General features: G+C 74.6%; 15 protein-coding genes and 1 tRNA gene. 4 read left to right on the top strand and 12 right to left on the bottom strand.

What is annotated here, in order from left to right:
* Positions 1-76: 76 nt before the first annotated feature.
* Together AB0B41_RS08215 and AB0B41_RS08210 are read left to right on the top strand one after the other, a co-directional pair.
* Complete coding sequence (locus AB0B41_RS08215) at positions 77-550, top strand: hypothetical protein (RefSeq protein WP_358200366.1); 474 nt, start codon at positions 77-79, stop codon at positions 548-550.
* A 154-nt stretch (positions 551-704) separates the two neighbouring features.
* Complete coding sequence (locus tag AB0B41_RS08210; RefSeq protein WP_358200364.1) at positions 705-2780, top strand: PhoX family phosphatase; 2076 nt, start codon at positions 705-707, stop codon at positions 2778-2780.
* 58 nt (positions 2781-2838) lie between these two features.
* Here AB0B41_RS08210 and AB0B41_RS08205 read toward each other — a convergent pair whose 3' ends face one another.
* From AB0B41_RS08205 to AB0B41_RS08150, 12 genes are all read right to left on the bottom strand, one after another.
* Positions 2839-3642 (bottom strand): hypothetical protein, encoded by an 804-nt coding sequence (locus AB0B41_RS08205; protein WP_358200362.1) that lies wholly within the window; start codon positions 3640-3642, stop codon positions 2839-2841.
* Between the two features lie 201 nt (positions 3643-3843).
* Positions 3844-4923 (bottom strand): DUF3616 domain-containing protein, encoded by a 1080-nt coding sequence (locus tag AB0B41_RS08200; protein WP_358200361.1) that lies wholly within the window; start codon positions 4921-4923, stop codon positions 3844-3846.
* A 33-nt stretch (positions 4924-4956) separates the two neighbouring features.
* The gene (locus tag AB0B41_RS08195) at positions 4957-5712 is read right to left on the bottom strand and encodes a hypothetical protein (protein ID WP_358200359.1); all 756 of its coding nucleotides are present in this window, start codon (positions 5710-5712) and stop codon (positions 4957-4959) included.
* Positions 5713-6715: 1003 nt separating this feature from the next.
* Positions 6716-6913, bottom strand: coding sequence for a hypothetical protein (locus AB0B41_RS08190; protein WP_358200357.1), 198 nt, complete (start codon positions 6911-6913; stop codon positions 6716-6718).
* A 432-nt stretch (positions 6914-7345) separates the two neighbouring features.
* The gene (locus tag AB0B41_RS08185; RefSeq protein WP_358200355.1) at positions 7346-7924 is read right to left on the bottom strand and encodes a DinB family protein; all 579 of its coding nucleotides are present in this window, start codon (positions 7922-7924) and stop codon (positions 7346-7348) included.
* A gap of 17 nt (positions 7925-7941) precedes the next feature.
* Positions 7942-9399: a lipopolysaccharide biosynthesis protein gene (locus tag AB0B41_RS08180; protein ID WP_358200353.1), complete on the bottom strand. Its 1458-nt coding sequence runs from the start codon at positions 9397-9399 to the stop codon at positions 7942-7944.
* A gap of 80 nt (positions 9400-9479) precedes the next feature.
* A complete protein-coding gene (locus AB0B41_RS08175; protein ID WP_358200351.1) occupies positions 9480-10715 on the bottom strand; it encodes a hypothetical protein in 1236 nt (411 codons plus the stop codon).
* Positions 10716-10835: 120 nt separating this feature from the next.
* The gene (locus AB0B41_RS08170; protein ID WP_358200349.1) at positions 10836-14927 is read right to left on the bottom strand and encodes a bifunctional nitrate reductase/sulfite reductase flavoprotein subunit alpha; all 4092 of its coding nucleotides are present in this window, start codon (positions 14925-14927) and stop codon (positions 10836-10838) included.
* Between the two features lie 158 nt (positions 14928-15085).
* Positions 15086-17974, bottom strand: coding sequence for a SpoIIE family protein phosphatase (locus AB0B41_RS08165; RefSeq protein ID WP_358200347.1), 2889 nt, complete (start codon positions 17972-17974; stop codon positions 15086-15088).
* Between the two features lie 115 nt (positions 17975-18089).
* Positions 18090-18161 (bottom strand) — tRNA-Arg (locus AB0B41_RS08160).
* Positions 18162-18218: 57 nt separating this feature from the next.
* Entirely contained in the window at positions 18219-18947 is a 729-nt protein-coding gene (locus AB0B41_RS08155; protein WP_358200345.1) for a DUF305 domain-containing protein, read from the bottom strand.
* Positions 18944-19756, bottom strand: coding sequence for a DUF3105 domain-containing protein (locus tag AB0B41_RS08150; protein ID WP_358200342.1), 813 nt, complete (start codon positions 19754-19756; stop codon positions 18944-18946). The genes AB0B41_RS08155 and AB0B41_RS08150 overlap by 4 nt, the downstream gene beginning before the upstream one ends.
* A gap of 146 nt (positions 19757-19902) precedes the next feature.
* On the opposite strand from AB0B41_RS08150, the gene argS reads away from it, so the two are divergent.
* On the top strand, positions 19903-21546 hold the full coding sequence (argS, locus tag AB0B41_RS08145) for an arginine--tRNA ligase (protein ID WP_358200340.1): 1644 nt from the start codon (positions 19903-19905) through the stop codon (positions 21544-21546).
* A gap of 10 nt (positions 21547-21556) precedes the next feature.
* Positions 21557-23005, top strand: a complete 1449-nt coding sequence (gene lysA, locus AB0B41_RS08140; RefSeq protein ID WP_358200338.1) for a diaminopimelate decarboxylase — start codon at positions 21557-21559, stop codon at positions 23003-23005.
* The last annotated feature ends 63 nt before the right edge of the window (positions 23006-23068 follow it).

The raw sequence follows: 23068 nt of genomic DNA, 5'->3' as shown, positions 1-23068 counted from the left end.
CAGCAGCGCGGCCGGGTGGGCCCGGGCACCCGGGGGACCCGCGGTTCGGGCCTCGGCGCCAGGGGTACCGATGGGCATGAGCACGACGAACGCCGTCTCCTCCGACACCGTCTCCCGTTCCGTCGACGCCGCCCACTCCCGCCCCGAAGGCGCCTCGGACGAGCTGGTGTCGGCGGCCGGCAAGTTCTCCGAGATGCTCGAGCGGATCGAGCGCGCCCGCGGTGCCCTCTACGAGTTCCACCAGCTCATGGGCGGGGCGGACGCGATGCTCGACGACGTCGTGGAGCAGCTGCGCGAGTGCGGGCAGCCGGCGTGGGCCGAGCGCATCGAGACCGAGCTCATCGGCCGCAACGCGATCGAGGGCCGGTGGAGCTTCCAGATCGTCGAGGACTTCGACGACAACTACTACACCCCGCTCAAGGACACCGAGCGCGAGCTGCGCGACGACCTCATGGAGGGGCGCCGGCACGTCTTCGAGGCCGAGATGAAGCAGAGCCGCCGCACCCACGGCCACCCCCACCACACCGCCACCCCGGACTCGGAGGACTGACGCGGAGGCTCTGGCGCCTGGGGCCTTCGTCACGTTCGCAGGCCACCGACCTGCGCCTTTGCCTGTCGTCCATGTGGCGATCACTTCCGGCTCGCCTCGGTTACCTAGCGTCGCGGCGACCCGAACCGGTGAACCACCACACTGGAGGACGACCGTGGCCCAGCCGTGCGCCGGCGACCACCCGCCCCGTTCCCTGCCCCTGCTGCACCGCGGCCGGCAGGGCCTGACCTGCCGCTACCGCTGCGGGGACGCCTGTGCCCGCCCCGAGCCGAACCGTTCGGCCAACATGTACTTCGGCGAGGTCCTGGGCGCCGTCCTGCACCGGCGCGGTGTGCTGCGGGCCGGGGCGGTGCTCGGGCTGGCGACGGGGGCGACCGCGCTGGTCGGATCCACGGCGGCGGCCGCCGCCACGCCGCCGGGACCGCTCCCGGCTGCGCCCGAGCGCTCGCACGCCCCCTACGGGCTGGCCTACGAGACCGTCCCGCCCAACACCGACGACGCCGTCCGCGTCCCGCGCGGGTACGCGCAACAGGTCGTGGTGCGCTGGGGCGATCCGATCCTGCCCGGCGCGCCGGAGTTCGACTTCGACAACCAGACCGCCGAGGCGCAGGCCCGGCAGTTCGGCTACAACAACGACTTCTGCGGCCTGCTCCTGCTGGAGGGCCCGGCGCGGCGCTGGGTCATGTTCTCCAACCACGAGTACACGATCGAACCGCTGATGTTCCGCGAGTACGACCCGGCGGCGCCCACCGAGGAGCAGGTCCGGATCGGGCTCGCGGCGCACGGGCTGTCCGTCGTGGAGATCGTCCGCGACCGGGACGGCCGGATCACGGTGGACGTCGAGGGCGAGCGCAACCGGCGGTTCACCGGCACCTCGGAGTTCGTGCTCGACGGGCCGGCGGCGGGCTCGTCGCTGCTGCGGACCTCGGCGGACCCCACGGGCACGGTCGTGCTGGGCACCGTCAACAACTGCTCCGGCGGCGTGACGCCGTGGGGCACGTTCCTGTCCGGCGAGGAGAACATCGACCAGTACTTCGCCAACGCCGACCCGGCCGACGCCCGGCTGGCCCGGTACGGCTTCGAGGAGGGCGCCTCGGAGCGGGCGTGGGAGGCCGTCGAGCCGCGGTTCGACCTGGCGAAGGAGCCGAACGAGGCGAACCGGTTCGGGTACGTCGTGGAGGTCGACCCGCACGACCCCCGGTCCCGCCCCGTCAAGCACACCGCTCTCGGCCGGTTCAAGCACGAGGGCGCCACCGTGCGGCTGTCCAAGGACAAGCACGCCGTGGTCTACCTGGGCGACGACGAGCGCTTCGACTACGTCTACAAGTTCGTGTCGTCGAGGACGATGATGAACGGGTACAGCCGCCGCGCCCGCGAGCACAACAAGTCGCTGCTGTCCGACGGCACGCTGTACGTCGCGAAGTTCACCGGCGACAGCCCGCAGGTCGACGGCACGGGGACGCTCCCCAAGGACGGCGCGTTCGACGGCTCGGGCGAGTGGATCACTCTCGTCTCCGGCACCACGAGCTTCGTGCCCGGGATGACCGCGGAGGAGGTCTACGTCTTCACCCGCGAGGCCGGGGACAAGGTCGGCGCGACCAAGATGGACCGGCCCGAGGACGTCGAGCCGCACCCGGCCACGGGCAAGGTCTACCTCGCGCTGACCAACAACACCGACCGCGGCAAGGCGGGCAAGGCCGGGCCGGACGAGGCGAACCCGCGGGTCGACAACAAGCACGGGCACGTCATCGAGCTGACCGAGGCGGACGACGACCCCACCGGGACCCGGTTCGGCTGGTCGATCCTGCTGGTGTGCGGGGACCCCGAGGACCCGTCGACGTACTTCGGCGGCTACGACAAGTCCCAGGTCAGCCCGATCACGTCGCCGGACAACCTGGCGTTCGACCCGCACGGCAACCTGTGGATCTCGACGGACTCCACCGCCGCGCTCGGGCAGAACGACGGCCTGTTCGGTGTCTCGCTCACCGGGGACACGCGCGGGCGGACCACGCAGTTCGCGTCCGTCCCGATCGGCGGGGAGACCTGCGGTCCCGTCGTGACCGAGGACTTCGTGCTGATCTCGGTCCAGCACCCCGGGGACGTCGACGACGCCTCCCCGGCCAACCCCGGCTCGACCTGGCCGGACGGACCGGGCACCCAGCCGCGGCCCGCCGTCGTCAACATCTGGCACGAGGGCGAGGACGGCCGCCCGGCCCGCATCGGCATCTGAAGGCGCCCGCACCCTGTGAGTGGCAATAGTCGCTATAGCGACTATTGCCACTCACAGATCAGGTGCAGAGGTCGGGGTCGGGCTCGCCGGAGCCCGCGGAACCCTCGAACGACACGTGCACGTGGTCGAAGTGGTTCTCCGTGGCGTTGCCCCGGTTCTCCATCGTCTCCCAGCCGTCGCCGTAGTTGATCCGCTGTTCCCAGATCACGTACGAGATGCCGAGCGCCTCGCGGTTGGCGAGGGCGCAGGCGGCGATCCGGTCGCCGTGGGCACCGGTCGTCATGAGGTCGAGGGCCTTGCCGGTGGGGTGGTCGGAGACGCGGCCGCGGCCGGCGACGCCGATGAGGTCGGGCTGGTCGTAGAGGCAGGAGAGGAACCGGGCCGCGTCGCGCACCCACGGCTTCACCCCGCCGAGCTCGGACAGGTCGACCGCGCAGTGCGTGCGGGCCTCCCGGGCCAGCCGCTCCTCCTCGGCCTGCCGGGCGGCGTCGTTGAGCCCCGCGGACTTCAGCAGGTTCTGTGCGGCGACGAGCCCGGGCGGATCGGCCTCGCGACGGACCGGCAGGACGCTCGCCGCGAGCGCGGCGCCGTCGGCGGCGAACAGCTCGTCGTCGACGACGTCGGCCGACGCCAGGCCCACCTCGGCCGAGTCCACTGCGGCGGACGGGGCCGTGTCCAGCAGCGACGCCGCCGGCGCGACCACGGCGAGCGCGCCGCCGGTCACCGCGGCAGCGGTGGCGCCGCGACGCAGCGCCTGACGGCGGGTGCGGGGCGGCGGGGCGCCGGCGCGCGCGAGCAGCCGGCGTACGTCGACCGTCCCGCGACCGGGCGCGCCCGCGGCGGGGGAGCGGTGCCGCGACACGTCCTGCCTTCTCGGTGCGAGGCCCGGGCGGACCGCCGGTGCGGGGACACCGGGCGGAGGGTCTCCGGGTCCGTCGGGGGAACCGGGCCGTCGCGTCGTGTCCAGAATGTAGCGGAGAGGTCACGACCCGTCGGGTATCGGTGACTCACCGTGAGTCGTGCGTGCCCGCGCGCGCGGCGAGCGGTCGGCCTGCCCGTCGACTCAGCCGTCGAGCGCGACGATGTCCGCGAGCACGGACGACGGCGTCGGCCGACGGGCCGGCCCAGGACTGTCGTGCACCACCAGCAGCCGCGCGGGACCCGGTCCGGGCAGCAGCGAGATGCCCTCGGGGTGGTCCTCGCCCTGCCCGTGCGGGAGCGCGCCGAGCAGCGGGAGCCGGTCGCGGCGGATCAGCTCGCTGCCGCCCGACGCCGCCGCGTCCCGCCAGCGGTGGAGGCGCACCGGGCCGGACAGGGCCATGCTCGGCCCGGCGAGGACGAGCAGGTCGTCGCCGTGCGGACAGAGGTCGCGCACGCCGAGGCCGCCCAGGTCGAGCAGGTGGGTCCGGTACCGCTCGCCGCCGGGGAAGGCGCCGAGGACGAGGCGGCCGTCGTCGGTCGGGTCCGGCTGCGGGAGCAGCTCGAGGACCACCGCCCAGCCGCGCAGCACCGGCCCCCGCAGCCCGACGTAGACGGAGTCGCCGAGCACGGCCAGGCCCTCGACGTCGAACCCGTTGTCCTTGCCCGGCACCGCGAGGAACGGGCCGAGCCGCGGATCGTCGGCGAGCAGGTCCGCCAGCCCGACGCTGCCGGGTGCGCCGATGAGTGCCGAGCAGGCGCCCGCCGCGGTGCGCAGCCGGAGCTCGGGCGGCCCCTCGGTGTAGGTCTCGACGGCGAGCCGCGCGAGGACGTACCGGTTCTCCTCGCGGCGGACCTTCGACAGCCGCTTCAGCGCCTTGGTGACGTCGTCGTGCGGCCGGACGCGGCGGCGCTTGAGGCTGTGCGAGCCGATCGCCCACAGGAAGCCGCCGGACCGCGCGAGGCCCTCGACGTCCGCCTCCTGCTCCGGCGGACCGGGCAGCCGGACCAGCTCGGCGAGCGGGAACGTCACGGGCTTGTCGGCGACGGCGAGCCCGTGGTCGAACTCGAGCCGCTCGATGGTCGCCGTCTCGTCGCCGGCCAGCCACAGCGTGGACCCCTCGACCCGCACGGCCGAGAGGTTCACGTGGTTGCCCGAGCGGACGGTGTCGCCCGCGAAGCGGAGCTCGACCTGGCGTTCGAGCCGGAGGAGACCTGCGTCCATTCCTCCAGTTCTACCGGTGCGACGGGCTCCGGGTCAGCAGGTCGCCGGCCGCCCGGAGGGTGCCGAGCTCTCGAACGACACGTGCACGTGGTCCTCGTGGTTGGCCGTGGGGCTGCCCCGGTCCTCCATGGCCTGCCAGCCGCTGCCGTAGTTGATCTGCTGCTGCCAGATCACGTAGCTGATGCCGAGGGCCTGCATGTTCTGCAGCGCGCAGTCCGCGATCGCGTCGCCGCTCGCCCGGCCGACCATGAAGTCCGCCGCGAGGCCCGACGGGTGGTCCGAGGCGTTGCCCCGGCTGCCGACGCCGAGCGTCTGCGGCTCGCCGAACTGGCAGCCCAGGAACTCGACGGCGTCGGACACCCAGGGCTTGACCGCACCGAGGCTCGCGGTGCTCATGCCGCACGAGGTACTGCCGGAGCTCGTCTGCAGCGTGCGGCCGGCGAGCGCCTGCTTCGCGCGCTCCTCGGCGGCCGACGCCTCCGCGGCCGCCTCCTCCTTCTGCCGGTCGACCTCGGCGGTGGCGTGTTCGCCCGCGATGCGGGCGGCGTCGGCCAGCGCCGTCATCTCGACGACCGGCGCCTCCCGCTGCGTCGGGATCGCGGGTGCCGGGGCGGGCACGGCCTCGGCGGCGAGCCGTGCCTCGGGCGACGCGCTCGTGGGGAGCGCGGCGTCGACGGATCCCGCCAGCGGGGCGGCGGCCGCGAGGACGGCGACGACGCCGCCCGCGGCGAGTGCGAGCGCGGACCCGTGACGGACGGGACCGGGGACCGACCGGACCGCGTCCCCCACCCCTGCGCGACGACGCCGTGGGGAGCTCGGCGCCGGCTGCTGGTGGGGGATCGCGGTGCGGCCTCGTGGGGAGCGATGCCGGGCCACAACGACCTCTCGTGTTCAGCTGTCGGACGGCGACCGGGCCGCGGGCGGTCCGAAGGGGATCGGCCCTGCTGGGGAGGCGGGCGTTCGGGGCGCCCAGGGCCGTTCGTGATCGTTCCGTGATCCGGTCGCGACCGACGCTAGGGGCTTCCGGGCCGGGTCGTGCGGAGAGGTTGCTCCTGTTGAGACGATCGGATCGAGCCGAGCGACGAACGGCCGTTCGGGTGGTGGCGGTCTCGCCGGGCGGTCGACACCGTGGTCGCGTTCACAGGTCAGGTGCCGTTCGGCGCGCCGTCCGCGACGGCTGCGGCCGGGCTTCCGCCGAACGTCCGGTCCCGGCGGGGGTGCGGTGCGTCCGTCCGGTCCAACGTCCTGAGTGGAATCCGCTCCCCGGTGCAAGGAGGGGAGGGGTGCGCCGAGTGACGTCGGCGCTCCCGCCTCCCGCTCCGGGTGTCCCGACCGATCCGTCCCGACCATGTCGCGTGCAGTCGAGGATGTCGGACGAGCCGTGCATGCACGCGGCCGGCGATCATGGCAGGCGCTGGGGCGGATCTGCGCTCGGCTGCGCCCGACGGTGCCGGATGAGCTGTGGATGCACGCAGCTGGCGATCATAGGCGGGGGTGTCGGGCAGGATCCGCGTTCGAGTGCGCCTGCGGCTGCTGGAAGAGCCTGGTGTGCATGCAGCTGACGATCATGGGGCCGGCGTCGTCGACCTTGCCTTCCCGCGCTCGTCGGTGATCAGCGTTCGGGTGCGCTCAGGGCCGGCGGGTCGACCTTCTCGGCACATCAACGGTGATCACCGGCCGGCGACGGCCCGGTGGCTCCGCCCCCGGGACGACCTCGGAAGCGATGCCGCGGGACGGTCCGAGGGCACCCGCGTGTGGCGGGAGGACCCTCGGGCGGTCCGTGCCGGCAGCCTCAGGCCCAGCTGGTGCGGTGCCGGCCGCCGAGCGTGCCGGGGAGCCCGCCGCGCTGGATGTACTCGGCCTCCTCGGCGACCTCGCGGGTCGCGCACGGCCACGCCGCGGCGATGCCCGACGCCTCGCGACATTCCCGGCAGTACCCGTTCGGGTCGGGGGTGTGCTGCGCGAGCGTGCGCTGCAACAGGTCGGGCATACCGGACAAGATCGACGCAAGCGCCACTGACTGTCACCTCCTGGAACTGTGGCCGCGAAGGTAGTGCTGCGACTACGCGAGGTGACAGCCAGGGTCGTTGCGAACCGGTTAACGGAAGCCTGCTATCGGCGTACGGCCGAGGGGCCCGATGGGCGATCCGTGGGCGGGCGAAACGGTCGGTCGGAGTACTTGCCGAACGCCCGTTCTCCTTCCTCCGAGTGTCCGGGACGACTCCACCCGCTCGGGTCCTGGGCACACCCGCCGGCGCGGTCTCCTGCACCCGCGGTGTCCGCCGCACACCCGGTCGACGGGCGGTCGGGCGCCCGAGTGGGTGTGCCACGGCGGTCGCCGGCCGGTGGTGACCCGACCGAGATCGACGGCGCGTGGTGGGCCGACGACCCCACTCCGTCCCGAATCGCCACCGACACCGACCTACCGGAACCGCTCCGCCTCCGCCTGCACCCGGCGGCGGTACTCCGCCCACCACGCCTCATCGCCGTCGGCGAGGTTGGAGTTGTCCGTCCGGAGGCCCGCGGCGCCGTCGATCGTCTCGCGGACGATGTCGGCGTGGCCGGCGTGCCGGTGCACCTCGGCGACCACGTGGGCCAGGATCCGGCTCAGCGTGACCGGCCCGGACCACCACGGGACGTAGCCGGGGGAGTCGAGGTCGAGGGCGTCGATGGTGGCGTCGGCGTGCGCGTTGGCCGCGTGGAACAGCGCGACGATCTGCGACCGCGTCTCGCCGGGCAGGGCCCACATGTCGTCGTTGGGCGCGGCGGTCTCCTCGGCCCACGGCAGCGGTTGCGGGAAGGGCCGGTCGAACACGGCGCCGAAGTACCCCGCGACCACGATCGCGGTGTGCTTGACGAGGCCGAGCAGGTTGGTGCCGGTGGGGGTGAGCGGGCGGCGGGCGTCGAACTCGGAGACCCCGTCGAGCTTCCACAGGAGCGCCTCGCGGCCCTGCCGGAAGTAGTGCTGCAGCTCGGCCTTCGGATCGGGAGCGACCGTCATGGCGCCGTCCTACCGGCTCACGCCGGGACCGGCACCTTCTTTCCGCGCCGCAGGTTGGCGACCACCGCCAGTTCCTCCGCGAACCGGCCCCGCAGCAGCACGAGCACGCCCAGGGCGGCGGCGCCCCCGGCGGCGGCCGCGGCGACCAGCGTGAGCACGTCCGATCCGATCGGGCGCACGGCGGCGGCCACTGCCCAGCTGGCCAGCGCGACCGCCACGACGGCCGGCACGTGCTTGACGTACATCCGCAGCACCGCGCCCATCAGCCCCTCCGAGACGCGCGCGGAGAACCGCAGCATCACCAGGAAGTGCGCCAGGATCGCGATGGACGCCCCGACCGCCACGCCGTCGACGCCCCAGAACCGCGCGCCGAGCGAGCACAGCACCACGACCTCGGCCGCGTAGAGCCACTGCCGCCACGCCGCCCGGTACACCGCGCCGGTCGCACGGGTCAGCGAGGTGCTGATCTTGTACGAGGTGCGGGGCAGCAGGACCAGCGCGAACACCTGGACCGGAAGGATCACCGCGTCCCACTGCGAGCCGAGCAGGATGTGCACGACCTCGGGCGCGAGCACGAACAGCAGCACGGCGGCGGGCGCGGTCACCAGGGCGACCAGCGACGAGGTCCGGACGTAGGCGTGCCGCAGCCGGGCGCCGTCGTCACGCACCCGGGCCATGGCCGGGAACAGGGCCTTGTCCGCGGCACCGCCGATCACGTTGGCGGGCTCGGAGAGCAGGTTGTAGGCCCGCGTGTAGACGCCGAGCGGCCCGGTGCCCAGGACGTTGGCGACGACGAGGTTGTCCGCGTTGAGGGCGATCCAGTTGCCGAGCTGGGTGAGCGAGTACCCCGAGCCGAAGTTCAGCATCGGGCGCAGCCGCCCCCACGCCGCGGGAGGCGCCTCGACCGCCACCGACGGCCGCGTGAGCGCGAGGTAGCCGACGCACTTGATCAGCGCGGCCGCGATCTCCGCCCACGCCAGGGCGGTCGCGCCGAAGCCGAGCAGGGCCAGCACCACGGACACGCCGATGATCCCGGGCCCGGCCGCGACCAGGTCGACGACGGCCATCGGCCGGAACCGCAGGTCCCGCTGCAGGAGTCCGGTGGGCACCGCGGTGGCGCCGGCCAGCACGAGCGTGACCGACAGCATCCGGAGCAGCCCGGAGTCCGCGGGCAGTCCGACCAGCCCGTTCAACGACGGCGCGAAGGCGAACAGCAGCCCGGCGAAGACCGCGGAGAGCAGGATCGAGAACCAGAAGGCCGCCGCCACGTCCCGGTCGGTGAGCTCCCGGCGGTGCACCAGCGCCGCCGCCACGCCCAGCTGCGTGACGAGCTGGGTGAGCCCGACGACGAGCAGCGCCGCCGCGACCGAGCCGAACTCCTCCGGGGTGAGCAGCCGGGCGAGCACGACGGTCGCCGCGATCTGCAGCACCGCCTGCCCGACCGACCCGGTGAAGGACCAGGCGAACCCACGCACGGTCCGGGCGGTGAGGCTCGGCCTGGACGGGCGCCCGGGGTTCGGGATCGGCTCGGTGGGGGGCTCGGGCGGAAGCGCCGTCATCGGCGCATCGCGGGGTGCACGCGTCCGGCGACGGCGAGCCCGGCGTACCAGGCGAACTGGGTGGCGGCGCGGCGCACGGTCTCGCCGCGGCGCGGGGGCCCGAACAGGCTGTCCGGCGACAGCCCGGACACGGCGGGATGGAACACCGAGTTCCCGACCCCCTTCGTCAGCATCAGGTCCGGCAGGCCGTCGCCGATGCGCCGCAGCTCGCGCGGGACCCCGTGGAAGCTCCAGCACTCCGCGAACGGCGGCACGGGCCCGGGGTAGTCGAGCACGAACTCGAGATCGAGCACTTTGAGGCCTGCGTGAGCGTCCCACATGAGGTTGTGGGGGGAGAGGTCGAGCACGAACTTGCCGCGCTCGTGCAGGTCGCGGGCGAACCGGGCCAGTTGCCGCACGACGTCCGGCCGCAGCTGGTGCATCTCACGGACCCCGGACAGCGGGCGCACGAGGTGCCGCCCGACGTCCGTGTAGAAGGGCGTGAGCAGCCAGTTCGGGCCGTGCTCGAGCAGCTCGGGCACCTCGGGCAGGTCGGCGAGCTCCTGGCGGGCCCGCAGCTCCCGCCGGAACGAGTCCAGCGCCCCTGGCCGGAAGATCTTGCACACCGTGCGGCCGTGCACCGGGTGGTCGACGAGCGCGACGCGCGCCCGGTAGCCGGGCGAGTCGGGGGCCAGCATCCGCACCAGCGGGAACGGCACCGAGCACGCCTCGATCAGCGCGGTGACCCGCGGGAGCAGCCGGGCCTGGACGCCGAGGTCGCCGAGGACCTCCAGGAAGTCCAGCGCCTGCTGCGGCCCGGTCGACACGTGCAGCGGCTCGTAGTGCTGCTGCGGCGGGAGCATGTGCAGCAGCCGGTGCGTGGTGTGCCCGCGGACCTCGGCGATGCGGTCGGCCATGCTCCGCACCCCCTGCACGACGCCGACGGGCGGCGCCACGTCGCAGGCGATCACGAAGGTGTGCGGGCCGCCGCCGGGCACGGGCTTGCCGGCCGGGCCCCAGTCGGCACCGGCCAGCCCGGTGCGGGCGGCGGCGCGCTGCGCGGCGTCGAGCTCGACCACGTCGAGGATCTCCAGCCCGCGCGCGATGCCGGCCACCGCCTCGTCGACCTGGTGCGCGGCGGCCTCGCGGACCACGAACACCACCAGCCCGCGCCAGGCCGGGATCTCGGCCGCGGGCCGGGCCGCGAGGCCCCTCGGCGGCGTGACCGCGTCGCGTGCGTCGTCGATCGTCATGGTCCCCCCATCGGCCCAACTCGACCGGACGGGGCGAGCATACGGGTGAGGTGAACGCGCGGTGAAGGAGCCCTGACCGAGCGTCGACGATCACGGGCTCCGCCCGTGACCAGCGGATGATCAGTAGACGTCGCGCGCGTACCGCCCGTCGGCGACCAGCTGCTTCACGTACGCGGCGGTGCGGTCGGCGTCCATCCCGCCGTGGGCGGCGACGACGTCGCGCAGCGCGAGGTCCACGTCCTTGGCCATCCGGCTGGCGTCGCCGCAGACGTAGAAGTGGGCGCCGTCGGCGAGCCACCGCCAGAGCTGCGCGCCGTGCTCGCGCATCCGGTCCTGCACGTAGACCTTGTGCCGCTGGTCGCGGGAGAAGGCGACGTCGAGCCGGGCGAGCGTGCCGTCGGCCCGCATGGCCTCCAGCTCCTCGCGGTAGTAGAAGTCCGTGGCGCAGCGCTGCTCGCCGAAGAACAGCCAGTTCGGCGCGGTGTGCCCGCGGGCCCGCCGGTCCTCGAGGAACCCGACGAACGGGGCCACGCCGGTGCCCGGCCCCACCATGATCATGGGGGTGGCGGGGTCCGCCGGCGGGCGGAACCGGGGCGACGACTTCACCAGGACCGGCGTGGAGCCCTCGCCCGCCGCGTCGGCGAGGAAGGTCGAGCACACCCCGCGCCGGGAGCGGCCGTGCCGGCTGGTGAAGCGGACCACCGACACGGTCAGCGAGACGGCGTCGGGGCTGGTCAGCGGGCTGGAGGAGATCGAGTACTGGCGCGGCTGCAGCGCGGTCAGCGTGTCCGCCCACTCCTGCGCCGAGGCCCGGACCGGGAACTCCGTGAGGACGTCCGGGGCCTGCCGGTCCCACGTCCAGCGGGCGAGGTCCGTGCCGTGCCCGGCCCGCAGCAGCTCCTTGAGCACGCGGTCGCCGGTCCGCTCGGCGACGAACCCGAGCAGCGCCGGGGAGATCCGGGTGATGTCCAGGTGCCGGCCCAGCGCCTCGGCGAACGCCATGTCCGTGCCGCGCACGGTCACCGCCTCGTCGGCGGGCAGGCCGGTCAGGTCGAGCCACTCCGCGACCAGGTCGGGATGGTTGACCGGCCGCACGCTGAGCGCGTCCCCCGCCTCGTAGGAGAAGCCCGCCTCGCCGGCGAGGGTGAACCGGCGGATCTCCTTGGCCGAGCCGGGCAGGCTCAGCAGCCGGGCCTCGCGCAGGGTCGCGTCGACGGTCGCGGGGGCCGGCTCGGCCGCCGGTGCCGGGGCCGCGGCGGGACGGGTGGTGGCCGGGGCCCGCGCGCCGTCGTCGTCGCCGGTCAGCAGGCCCACGACCTGCTCGGTCCACGCCTCGGCCGCGGCCTCGAAGTCCGGGTCGCAGTCCACGCGGTCGAGCAGCCGGGTGCCCCCGAGCTCGGCGAGGCGCTCGTCGACCCGGCGGCCGTGCCCGCAGAACTCCGAGTAGCTGGGGTCGCCGAGCGCGAGCACCGCGAACCGGACGTTCCGCAGCGGTGGCCGGTCGGCGGCGAGATCCTCCCAGAAACCGGTTCCCACGTCCGGGGAGTCGCCGTCGCCGAACGTGCTCGTGGCCACGAGGAGGTCGGCATCCGGGGGGATGGCGTCCGGACAGGTGTCACCCATGCAGAGCAGCCGCGGGCGCCGCCCGGCCGCGGTGAGTCGCGCGGCGACGGCGGTGGCCACACCCTCGGCGTTGCCGGTCTGCGAGGCCCACAGGACGAGCAGGGGCCGCCCGTCCTCCGCGATCTCCTCCGCGGCCTCCGCTCCCGCCTCCTCCGCGGGGCCGCCGGCGGCGAGCCGGGAGAAGGTCCCGGCGAGCATCCCGTTGATCCACGCTGCGGTCTCGGACCCCACCGGCGCACCGGAGGGCAGGACCGGCACGCCCGGCGCCCCGCCCCGTTCGACGCCGGCCAGGAAGCCCGCGAGGTAGCGCCGCTCCGCACCCGTCAGGACCGGCGGGGCGAGGTCGAGCCCGAGCGCCGCCCCGACCCCTCGTGAGTGGGAATCGTCGCCGGAGCGACCATCCGCACTCACAGTGGCGGGGGCGACCTTCTCCACCGACACCGCGCAGGCCTTGAGCTCGGGCTGCAGCGAGGCGGCGTCGACGGCGTCGTTGGTCACCGCGTTGACCGCGAGGTACTCGCCGAACAGGTCGCTCCAGTGGAACGGTGCCCAGCAGGTGCCGGGCCGCATCCGGTCGGTGACCACCGCCGGCAGCACCGCGCGCCCGCGGCGCGAGGCCACGGCGACCCGGTCCCCGTCGACGATGCCCGCGGCCTCGGCGTCGGCCGGGTTGACCTCGAGGACCGGGCCGGGGTTGAGCCTGTTCAGCGCCGCGACCTTGCCGGTCTTGGTCAGCGTGTGCCACTGGTGCTGCACCCGGCCGGTGGTGAGGACGAGGGGATGGTCGTCGTCGGGGAGCTCGGCCTGCGGCATGTGGGGGCGGGGGAGGAACTGCGCCCGGCCCGACGGCGTGGCGAAGGACAGCCGCCCGTTCTCCGGCCGCCGCCGCTGGCTGACCCCGTCGTTGAGGTAGCGGACCGGGTTGCGCTCCGGCCCGTCCGGCGCGGCCGGCCACTGGACCGGCGTCCCGCGCAGCCGCTCGTAGGTCACGCCCCGGACGTCGTACCCGGTGGCGGGGTTCCAGGCCTGCTTGAGCTCCTCGAACACCTCCTCGGCCGAGGAGTAGGTGAAGTGCTCCGCGTAGCCCATCTCGCAGGCGACGCGCGCGATGATCTGCCAGTCCGGCAGCGCCCCGCCCGGTGGCGCGACCGCGGGCCGCAGCAGCGTCATGTTCCGCTCGGAGTTGATCATCACGCCCTCGACCTCGGCCCACATGGCCGCCGGGAGCACGACGTCGGCGTAGGCGTTGGTCTCGGTGGCCGCGAAGACGTCCTGGGTCACCACGAAGTCGCAGCGCTCGAGGGCGTCGATCACCACGCCGCGGTTGGCCACGCTCGCGACGGGGTTCGTGCAGACGATCCAGCAGGCCTTGATCTCGCCCTCGGCCATCCGCGCGAACATGTCGATCGTGCCGCCGCCGACGTCGGCGCGGATCGTCCCCTCGGGCACCGCCCACAGCTCCTCGACGAACCGGCGGTCGTCGGGGGACAGCACGGCACGCTGGCCCGGCAGGCCGGGACCCATGTAGCCCATCTCGCGCCCGCCCATGGCGTTGGGCTGGCCGGTGAGCGAGAACGGCCCGGAGCCGGTGCGGCAGATCGCGCCGGTGGCAAGGTGCAGGTTGACCAGGGCGTTCGTGTTCCAGGTGCCGTGGGTGCTCTGGTTGAGCCCCATGGTCCAGCAGCTGGTCCAGTTCGCGGCGCCGCCGATCAGCCGGGCCGCCTCGCGCAGGTCCGCCTCGGGCACGCCGGTGATCGCGGCGACGGCGTCGGGCGCGTAGTCCGCGAGGAACTCCGGCATCGCCTCCCAGCCCTCGGTGAACTCGGCGACGAACTCCTCGTCGACCGCGCCCTGCTCGACGAGCAGGTGCAGCAGACCGTTGAGCAGCGCGAGGTCGGTGCCCGGCTCGACCTGCAGGAACAGGTCGGCCTTCGCGGCCGTCGCCGTCCGGCGGGGGTCGACGACGATGAGTCTCGCGCCCTGCTTGACCCGGTCCATCATGCGCAGGAAGAGGATCGGGTGGCAGTCGGCCATGTTCGCGCCGATCACCAGGAAGACGTCGGCGTGGTCGAGGTCGGCGTACGAGCCGGGCGGGCCGTCGGAGCCGAGGGACTGCTTGTAGCCGGTGCCCGCGCTGGCCATGCAGAGCCGCGAGTTCGACTCGATCCACTTCGTTCGCCAGAAGCCCTTGGCGAGCTTCGTGGCGAGGTACTGGGCCTCGAGCGTCATCTGGCCGGAGACGTAGAGCGACAGCGCGTCCGGCCCGTGCTCGTCGAGGATCTCGCGCAGCCGGCGGGCGGTCTCGGTGATGGCGGCGTCGACGGAGGCGGGCTCGGCCTCGGCGCCGCGCTCGGGCCGGCGCAGCGCGGTCCGCAGCCGGCCGTCGGCGACGAGCATCTCGGCGCTGTGCGCGCCCTTGGTGCACAGCCGGCCGGCGTTGGCGGGGTGCTCGGCGTCGCCGCGGACCTTGCGGATCCGCGTGGCCCCGTCCGGGCCGGGTTCGAGGTCCAGCACCATGCCGCAGCCGACGCCGCAGTAGGAGCAGACCGTCCGAACGCTGGTGAGCGGGCCGGGGTCCGGTGTGCCCACGCCTGATGTCCTCCGTGCCGTCGCGCTGGTGACCTGCGCGGGTTCTCGTCACCCGCCGGGTCGACGCTAGGAACGGGGGATTGCCGTGAGGTCAGCGCAATCGGTCCGCCGTGTCACATCCCGCTCACGGCGGCGGGGGTGGCGGTGTGCGGCGCAGGTCAGGAGGTGGTCTGGGTCACCCGCACCGTGAGGACGGAAGCGAGCCCGGTGACCTCCAGAACGCGGGCCGGGGCGCTGCCCGCCGCGACCACCACGGCGAGATCCGGCCGCAGCGCGACGGCCTCGCTGAGCAGGGCGATCCCCGCGCTGCTGAGGTACGGCACCCCCGCGAGGTCGACGACGAGCGGTGCCTCCCCGGAGCGGGCGGCGGGCAGCAGCGCGCGGGCGACCGGCCCGCGGCCGGCGAGGTCGACGTCGCCGGTCACCACGAGGACCTGCGCGCCGCCGGGACCCGTGCGCCACGTCACGGCGACGGGGACCGGCGCGACGGGGCGGTGCGGGAGCGTGCCGGCGGGCGCCGGCGGCGCGGTGCCCGCCGGCACGCGGAACTCCACCCGCGTCCCGCTCCCGCCGCGCTCGATCGCCAGCTCCTCGCCGAGCTCGCGCATCACCCGCAGGCCGTGCCCGCGGTAGCCGGAGTCCGCGGGGACGGGACGCCAGCGGCCGGAGTCGGCCACGGCGACCTCGACCGCGCCGTCGCCCGCCCGCGCCAGCGACCAGGTGAAGTCGCCGCCGCCCTCGGGGTAGGCGTGCTCGACGGCGTTGGCCGCGGCCTCCCCGAGGGTGAGCTGGACGTCGTCGGCGGCCTCGGGCGGCACCCCGGCCTCGACCAGCCACGCTCCGGCGGCGCGGCGCATCCCCCGCAGGCTCATGGGGTCGGCCGGCAGGGTGACGGACACCGGGGCCGGCACGGTCCGGACGACGAGGAGGGCGACGTCGTCCGTCGGGGCGTACCCGCGGAGCACCCCGGCCACGACCTGCTCGGTCAGCGCACCGGGATCGAGCTCCGCGTGCCCGCGCACGGTGGCGGCGAGCCGGTCCAGCCCGGCGTCGAGCACCTCGTCGCGGGTCTCGACCAGCCCGTCCGTGTAGAGGACGAGCGAGGTGCCGGGGCCGAGGACCTCCGCGCCCTCCGGCCGGGGCGACCGGGCGGACGCGCCCAGGACCGTGCCCGCGCCGCCGACGAGGAACCGGGAGCCCGTCTCGTCGAGCAGGAGGACCGGCGGGTGCCCGGCCGAGGACCAGCGCAGCTCGCCGCTCGACCAGTCGTAGGTCAGGCAGGCGCAGCTGCTGCCGGCCGAGCCGGGGACGTGCGCGGCGAAGCGGTCGAGGCGCTCCAGCGCGGCGGCGGGGGAGCGGCCGTCGAGCAGGTGCCCGGCGAGTGCGCTGCGCAGCTGCCCCATGACCGCGGCGGCCGCGGGCCCGTGCCCGACGACGTCGCCGATCACCAGGGCGACCCGCGTGCCGTCGACGGGGAGCAGGTCGTACCAGTCGCCGCCGGCGTGCGCGTCCTCCGCCGACGGCGTGTACCGCGCCGACGCGGCGAGCCGGGCGAGGGCGGGCAGCTCGCGGGGCAGCAGGCTGCGCTGCAGCACGGTCGCGATCTCGCGCTCCGCCTCCAGCAGCCGCGCCCGGTGCAGCGCCTGGGCGCACTGGTCGGCGAGCGACTCGGCCGTCGCGCGTTCGGTGGGGCTCGGCACCCGGCCCTCCGGCAGGGCGACCGTGAGCAGGTCGGGCCCGCCGTCCGCGGCGCGCAGGGGCAGGCAGCCGAGCGAGCCGTACCCCCGCTGCGCCAGGGCGTCGTGGACCCGGGCGTACCGGCCGGCCCAGCCGAAGCCGGCCGCGTCGGCCGTCCCCTCCTCGAGCAGCCAGAGCGTCGCCCCGCGCAGGCCCGCGAGCAGCCCGTCGGGCCGTGCCGTCAGCGCCCCGCCGTCCGCCAGCCGCTCGTCCGTCCACCCGGCGACGGCGATGCTGCGCAGCCCCTCCTCGCCCGCGGGCTCCCACACGGCCACCCCGCACGGCCCCAGCAGCTCCCGGACCTGCTCGAGGGCGACCTCCGCGACCCGGGCGGGGGTCGCGGCGGCGGACAGCGCGGCGGTGGCCCGTTGCAGCAGCCCGAGCTGGCGGTTGGCCTCCTGCTCGCGGCGCAGCAGGCGCTCCCGCTCGGCCTCGGCGCGCCGCCGCGCGGTGATGTCGCGACCGATCGCCTGCAGCCGCTCGCCGGCGAACCGCATGGACAGCTCCACGGGGACGGTGCCGCCGTCGCGCCGGCGCAGCTCCCACACCTCGGTGACGGGTTCGCCGCTCCGCAGCGCGGCGAGCAGCTGCTCGAGCCGGCCCCGGTCGTCCGGCCGCACCACGTCGACGATCGTGAGCCGGAGGTGCTCCTCGCGGGTGTGGCCGAGCATCGCGCAGGCCGCCGGGTTGACGTCGATGTAGCGCCCGTCGGCGTCGGCGAGCCAGATCCCGTCCGTGGCACGCTCGGCCAGCAGCCGGTAGCGCTCCTCGCCCTCCCGCACCGCGGCGTGCGCGTGGGCCCGCTGCAGGGACTCCCAGCAGCGCGCCACGACGGCGTCGAGCAGGGCGACGTCGTCGGGGGTCCAGTGCCGGGGCGTCGCGTGGTGTACGGCCATCGCGGCGACGAACCGCCCGCCCTTGTGCAGCGGCGTGCAGATCACGGCCGCGATCCCGGTGCGGTGGTAGATCTCGCGCTGCGCCGGGAGCACCCGGGGATCGGTCCCGGCGTCGTCGAGCACGTAGGGCACGCCTTCGCGCATGCAGCGCAGGGTGTCGGCGCTGAACTCCGACATCGCCATCCGGCCGGTGAGCGGCGGCAGCCCGCGGGCATAGCCGCCCGTCATCGTGAAGTGGTCCTCGTCCGCCTCGGCCTCGGCGTAGGCGCACCGGTCGACCCGCATGTGCTCGCCCAGCATCCGCGCGACCACCCGCATGATCTCCTCGGGGTCCTCGAGCGGCTGCAGCGCACGTTCGAGCCCGGCCGTGAAGCGGGGATCCGCGGCACCGGGGGCCGCGGGGGGATCGAGCACCGGAGGATCGTAGCCATCCGGGCCGACGGTCGCAGGGCGTCCGACGCCGAAGCCGCTGGTCAGGACGCCCGGACGGACCCCGGAAACACGAAAAGCGGCCGTAGCCGCTTCGTCGTGCCCCCGGCAGGATTCGAACCTGCGCTCCCGCCTCCGGAGGGCGGTGCTCTATCCCCTGAGCTACGGGGGCGACTCCCGCTCGCCGCGTTCCCGCGGCGTGCAGGAGAAACCCTACAACACCCCCGGCTCAGTTCTGCGGGAGGGGCTGCGCTCCCCGCGCGGCCAGCAGCTGCCGCATGAGGTCGGCCTCGGAGGTCTGCGCCGACAACGCCTGCGCGGCGAGGTTGCGGACCTCCGGCACGGCCGCGCGCTCGGCCGCGTACTGCAGCATGTCGGCGCCGCCGAGGTGGTGGCGGAGCATCAGCTGCAGGAAGAGCGTGTCGAGCTGCGTACCCGACGCCGCCCGCAGGTTCCGCAGGTCCTCGTCCGTGGCCATCCCCGGCATCCGGGCGGCGCCGGCCGACGACGCGCCGGACATCGCGTGCCCGTGTCCGTCGTCGCCCGGGCCGGCCATCCACGTCATGTACGGCCGGCCGGTGGGGAAGGGGGCGGCGCCCCAGAGCCCGAGCCAGCCCTGCATGCGCCCGATCTGCTGCAGCTGGGTGGTCTCGATGTCGAACGCCAGCTGCTTGACCTGCGGATCCGAGGTGTGGTCCCGGGCCCAGGACGCCATCTCGACGGCCTGCTCGTGGTGCACGGTCATGTCCTGCGCGAACCCGACGTCGACCGAGTCGGCCGACGGCGTGGTGGTCCCCGCGGAGCCGGGCAGGCCGACCAGCATCCCGGCGGCCCCGCCGATCAGCAGCAGCGCCACCGCGGCGGCGATCACCACCAGCGGGCGGACCCACCGCGGCTCGCGGCGGCCGGGGTCGGCCGCCGCGTGGGGTTCGGCGAGGTCCGCGGCCACCGGGCTCACTGGCCGCCGGTGGTCGGGTCGGGCATCGTGCCGCCGGTGGTGCCGGCGCCGCGCTCGGCGACGATCGTGCCGCCGTTGATCTCGGCCACGCCCGGGGTCGGCTCGAAGGCCGGCGGGTTGTCCTGGTCGAACGCCCCCGGCCCGAGGGCCTGGCAGGTCGCGCCGATCTCCGGGTAGTTGTACTGGTTGCGGCGCAGCGCGGTGATGAACTGGTCGATCCGCGGGTCGTTCGCGTCGCTCAGCTTGAGCTGGTGGTTCCACGCCTGCAGCGAGATCGGCTGGTCCAGGCCCGGGTACGGCGCCATCACCGTGTACGGCTGGCCGTCGACCTTCGCCGAGAGGGTGTCGAGCGCCGCCCCGCTGACCTGGTCCGGGTTGTAGGCGATCCAGACGGCGCCGTGCTCGAGCGAGTGCACGAGGTTCTCCTGGCGCACCGCCGTCGGGTAGACGATCCCGGTGCACGCGGCCCAGTACTGGTCGTGGTCCCCGCCGAACGGCGGCGTGTGGGTGTAGGCGACGCGCGTCGGCCCGACGACGTGCCCCTGCCCGGACCCGGTGTAGTTGTCCGTGACCACGCCGGCGATCTGGGCGGACGGGTCCCTGTTGGTGTCGCTCGGGGTGTACGCGGCGAGGGCGTCCTGGGCGGCGCTGTTCTCGTTGTTCTTGTAGACCGCGTAGCCGAAGATCGCGCCGGCGAACAGCACGACGACCAGTACGCCCGCGATCAGGCCCCACGGCGTCGACCGCTGGGTGACGACCGAGTTGCGCGCCTTGTTCCGACTCGCCTTGCTGCTCTTGCCGCTGGCCATGAACCGTCCAGTTGATCGGGGGTCGAGGCGACCTCACCCGGACTGAGCCGGATTCTCGCTCCGCACGCTCCGCTCGGTGGCCGCGGCCCCGCAGTCTAGGAGCGCCGCCTGAGAAACCCCCGAGTGCCACCTCCTATCCTCGTGGGGTGACTCCCGACGTGCTCGCCGACCTGGTCCGTGTCGCCGCGCTGGACGTGCTGGCCGCGCGCGGCCTGGCCGCGGACGCGCTGCCCGCCGACGCGGGCGTCGAGCGGCCCCGCAACCCCGAGCACGGCGACTACGCCACCAACGTCGCGCTGCGCACGGCGAAGAAGGCCGGCGTGGCCCCGCGGGACCTCGCGGGCTGGCTGGCCGAGGACCTCGCGGGCCGCCCCGGGATCGCGTCCGCCGAGGTGGCGGGCCCGGGCTTCATCAACCTCCGGCTGGCGGCGGACGCGCAGGGCGCGCTGGTCGGCGAGGTGCTGGCGGCCGGCGGCTCGTACGGCACCGGCGACGAGTACGCCGGGCGCAACGTGAACCTGGAGTTCGTCTCCGCCAACCCGACCGGCCCGCTGCACCTGGGCGGCACCCGCTGGGCCGCGGTCGGCGACGCGCTGGGCCGGGTGCTCACCGCGCGGGGCGCGAAGGTCACCCGCGAGTACTACTTCAACGACGCCGGCGCCCAGATCGACCGGTTCGTCGCCTCCCTGGTCGCGGCCGCGAAGGGCGAGCCCGCGCCGGAGAACGGCTACGGCGGCGCCTACATCGTCGACATCGCCGCCCGGGTGGTCGAGGCCGAGCCGGAGGCGCTCGGGTCCCCCGACCAGGACGAGGTCTTCCGCCGGGTCGGCGTCGGCTTCATGTTCGCCGAGATCAAGCAGGACCTGCACGAGTTCGGCACGGACTTCGACGTCTGGTTCCACGAGAACTCGCTGCACGAGTCCGGCGCGGTCGACGCGGTCGTGCAGCAGCTCAAGGACTCCGGCGCGCTCTACGAGGCGGACGGCGCCTGGTGGCTGCGGTCGAAGGACTACGGGGACGACAAGGACCGGGTCGTCATCAAGAGCGACGGCCGCCCGGCCTACATCGCCGGCGACCTCGCCTACCTGCGGGACAAGCGGGCGCGCGGCTTCGACCTGTGCATCTACATGCTCGGGGCCGACCATCACGGCTACATCGCCCGGCTGAAGGCGGCGGCCGCCGCGTTCGGCGACGACCCCGCCGTCGTCGAGGTCCTCATCGGCCAGCTGGTCAACCTGGTCAAGGATGGCCAGCCGGTCCGGATGAGCAAGCGGGCGGGCACCGTCGTCACGATGGAGGACCTGGTCGAGGCGGTGGGCGTCGACGCCGCCCGGTACTCGCTGATCCGCTCGTCGGTCGACTCCGCGCTGGACGTCGACCTGGACCTGCTGGTCAGGCGCAGCAACGACAACCCGGTCTTCTACGTGCAGTACGCGCACGCCCGGCTGGCCTCGCTCGCCCGCAACGCCGCCGACCTCGGCGTCGAGCCGGGGACCGAGTACGGCCTGCTCGAGCACCCGCGCGAGGGTGATCTGATCCGCACGCTGGGCGAGTTCCCGGAGATCGTGCGCGCGGCCGCCGAGCTGCGCGAGCCGCACCGGGTCGCGCGCTACCTCGAGTCCCTGGCCAGCGCGTACCACAAGTTCTACGACAGCTGCCGGGTCCTGCCGATGGGCGACGAGGAGGTCACCGGGCTGCACCGCGCGCGGCTCGGCCTGTGCGTCGCCGCCCGGCAGGTGCTGGAGAACGGTCTCGGGCTGCTCGGCGTGAGCGCACCGGAACGGATGTGAGGACGGACCCGTGAGAGCGCACCCCGCCGGCCCGCTGCACGGCGGCATCCAGGCGCCGCCGGAGACCGCCGGCCCCCGCCCGACCGGCGCCGCCGAGCTCGACCACCTCGCGCCGGCCGTCTGGCCGCGCAACGCCGCCCGCGGCGCCGACGGCGCCCTGCGCGTCGCCGGCGTCGACGTCCGGGAGCTGGCCGAGCAGTACGGCACCCCGCTGTTCGTGGTCGACGAGGGGGACTTCCGGTCCCGCGCGGCCGAGTTCGCCGCGGCCTTCGGGGCCGGGTCCGTGCACTACGCGGCCAAGGCCTTCCTCAGCACCGAGATCGCGCGCTGGGTCGCCGAGGAGGGCCTGTCGATGGACGTCGCGAGCGGCGGCGAGCTGGCCGTCGCGCTGCGGGCCGGCTTCCCGGCCGAGCGGATCGCGATGCACGGCAACAACAAGTCCGTCGCCGAGCTGACCGACGCCGTGGAGAGCGGCGTGGGCCGGATCGTGCTCGACTCCTTCCACGAGATCGTCCGGCTCGACGCCGTGGCCGCCGAGCGGGCGGTCGTCCAGCCGGTGATGATCCGGGTGACCGTGGGCGTCGAGGCGCACACGCACGAGTTCATCGCCACCGCGCACGAGGACCAGAAGTTCGGCTTCTCCATCGCCGGCGGGCTCGAGTCCGACGCCGCCGAGGCCGCCCGACGCGTGCTCAAGGCCGGCAACCTGCAGCTGGTCGGGCTGCACAGCCACATCGGCAGCCAGATCTTCGACACCGAGGGCTTCGAGGTGGCGGCACACCGCGTCGTCAGGCTGCTGGCCGAGCTGCACCGCGAGCACGGCGCGGCCGCCCTCGCCGACCTCGCCACCCTCGACCTCGGCGGCGGCATCGGCATCGCCTACCGGCCGGACGAGGACCCGCTGTCGATCCCGGCGCTGGCGAAGGAGCTGCGCGGGATCGTCGAGCGCGAGTGCGCGGCCGCGGGGCTCGACGTGCCGGAGATCGCCGTGGAGCCCGGGCGCGCCATCGCCGGGCCCGGCGGGATCACGCTCTACGAGGTGGGCACGCTCAAGGAGGTCCCGCTCGGCGTCGGCGCGCGGCGGTACGTCAGCGTCGACGGCGGGATGAGCGACAACATCCGCACCGCCCTCTACGACGCGCTCTACGACTGCCGGCTCGTCTCCCGGGCGTCGGCGGTCGACTCGCTGCCCGGCGGAGACCGGCCGGCGCTCTCCCGCGTCGTCGGCAAGCACTGCGAGTCCGGCGACATCGTGGTGCGGGACTGCTGGCTGCCCGCCGACCTCGCGCCCGGCGACCTGCTGGCCGTGGCCGCCACCGGCGCCTACTGCTACTCCATGGCCAGCGCGTACAACCGGCTGCCGCGGCCGGCCGTCGTCGCCGTCCGCGACGGCGAGGCGCGGGTGATCCTGCGCCGGGAGACGGACGAGGACCTGTTCCGGCTCGAGGTCGGCCCGTGAGGCGGGCCGCGTGCGGACGGGCGTGAGGGTGGGCACCCCGGACTGTCGCGCGGGGCGCCGAGC

Origin of the sequence: Pseudonocardia sp. NPDC049154, assembly GCF_040648315.1 — a bacterium.
Taxonomy (GTDB): Bacteria; Actinomycetota; Actinomycetes; order Mycobacteriales; family Pseudonocardiaceae; genus Pseudonocardia.
Note: the sequence above shows the minus strand (reverse complement) of the source record. Positions and strands in the feature narration are given on the sequence as shown.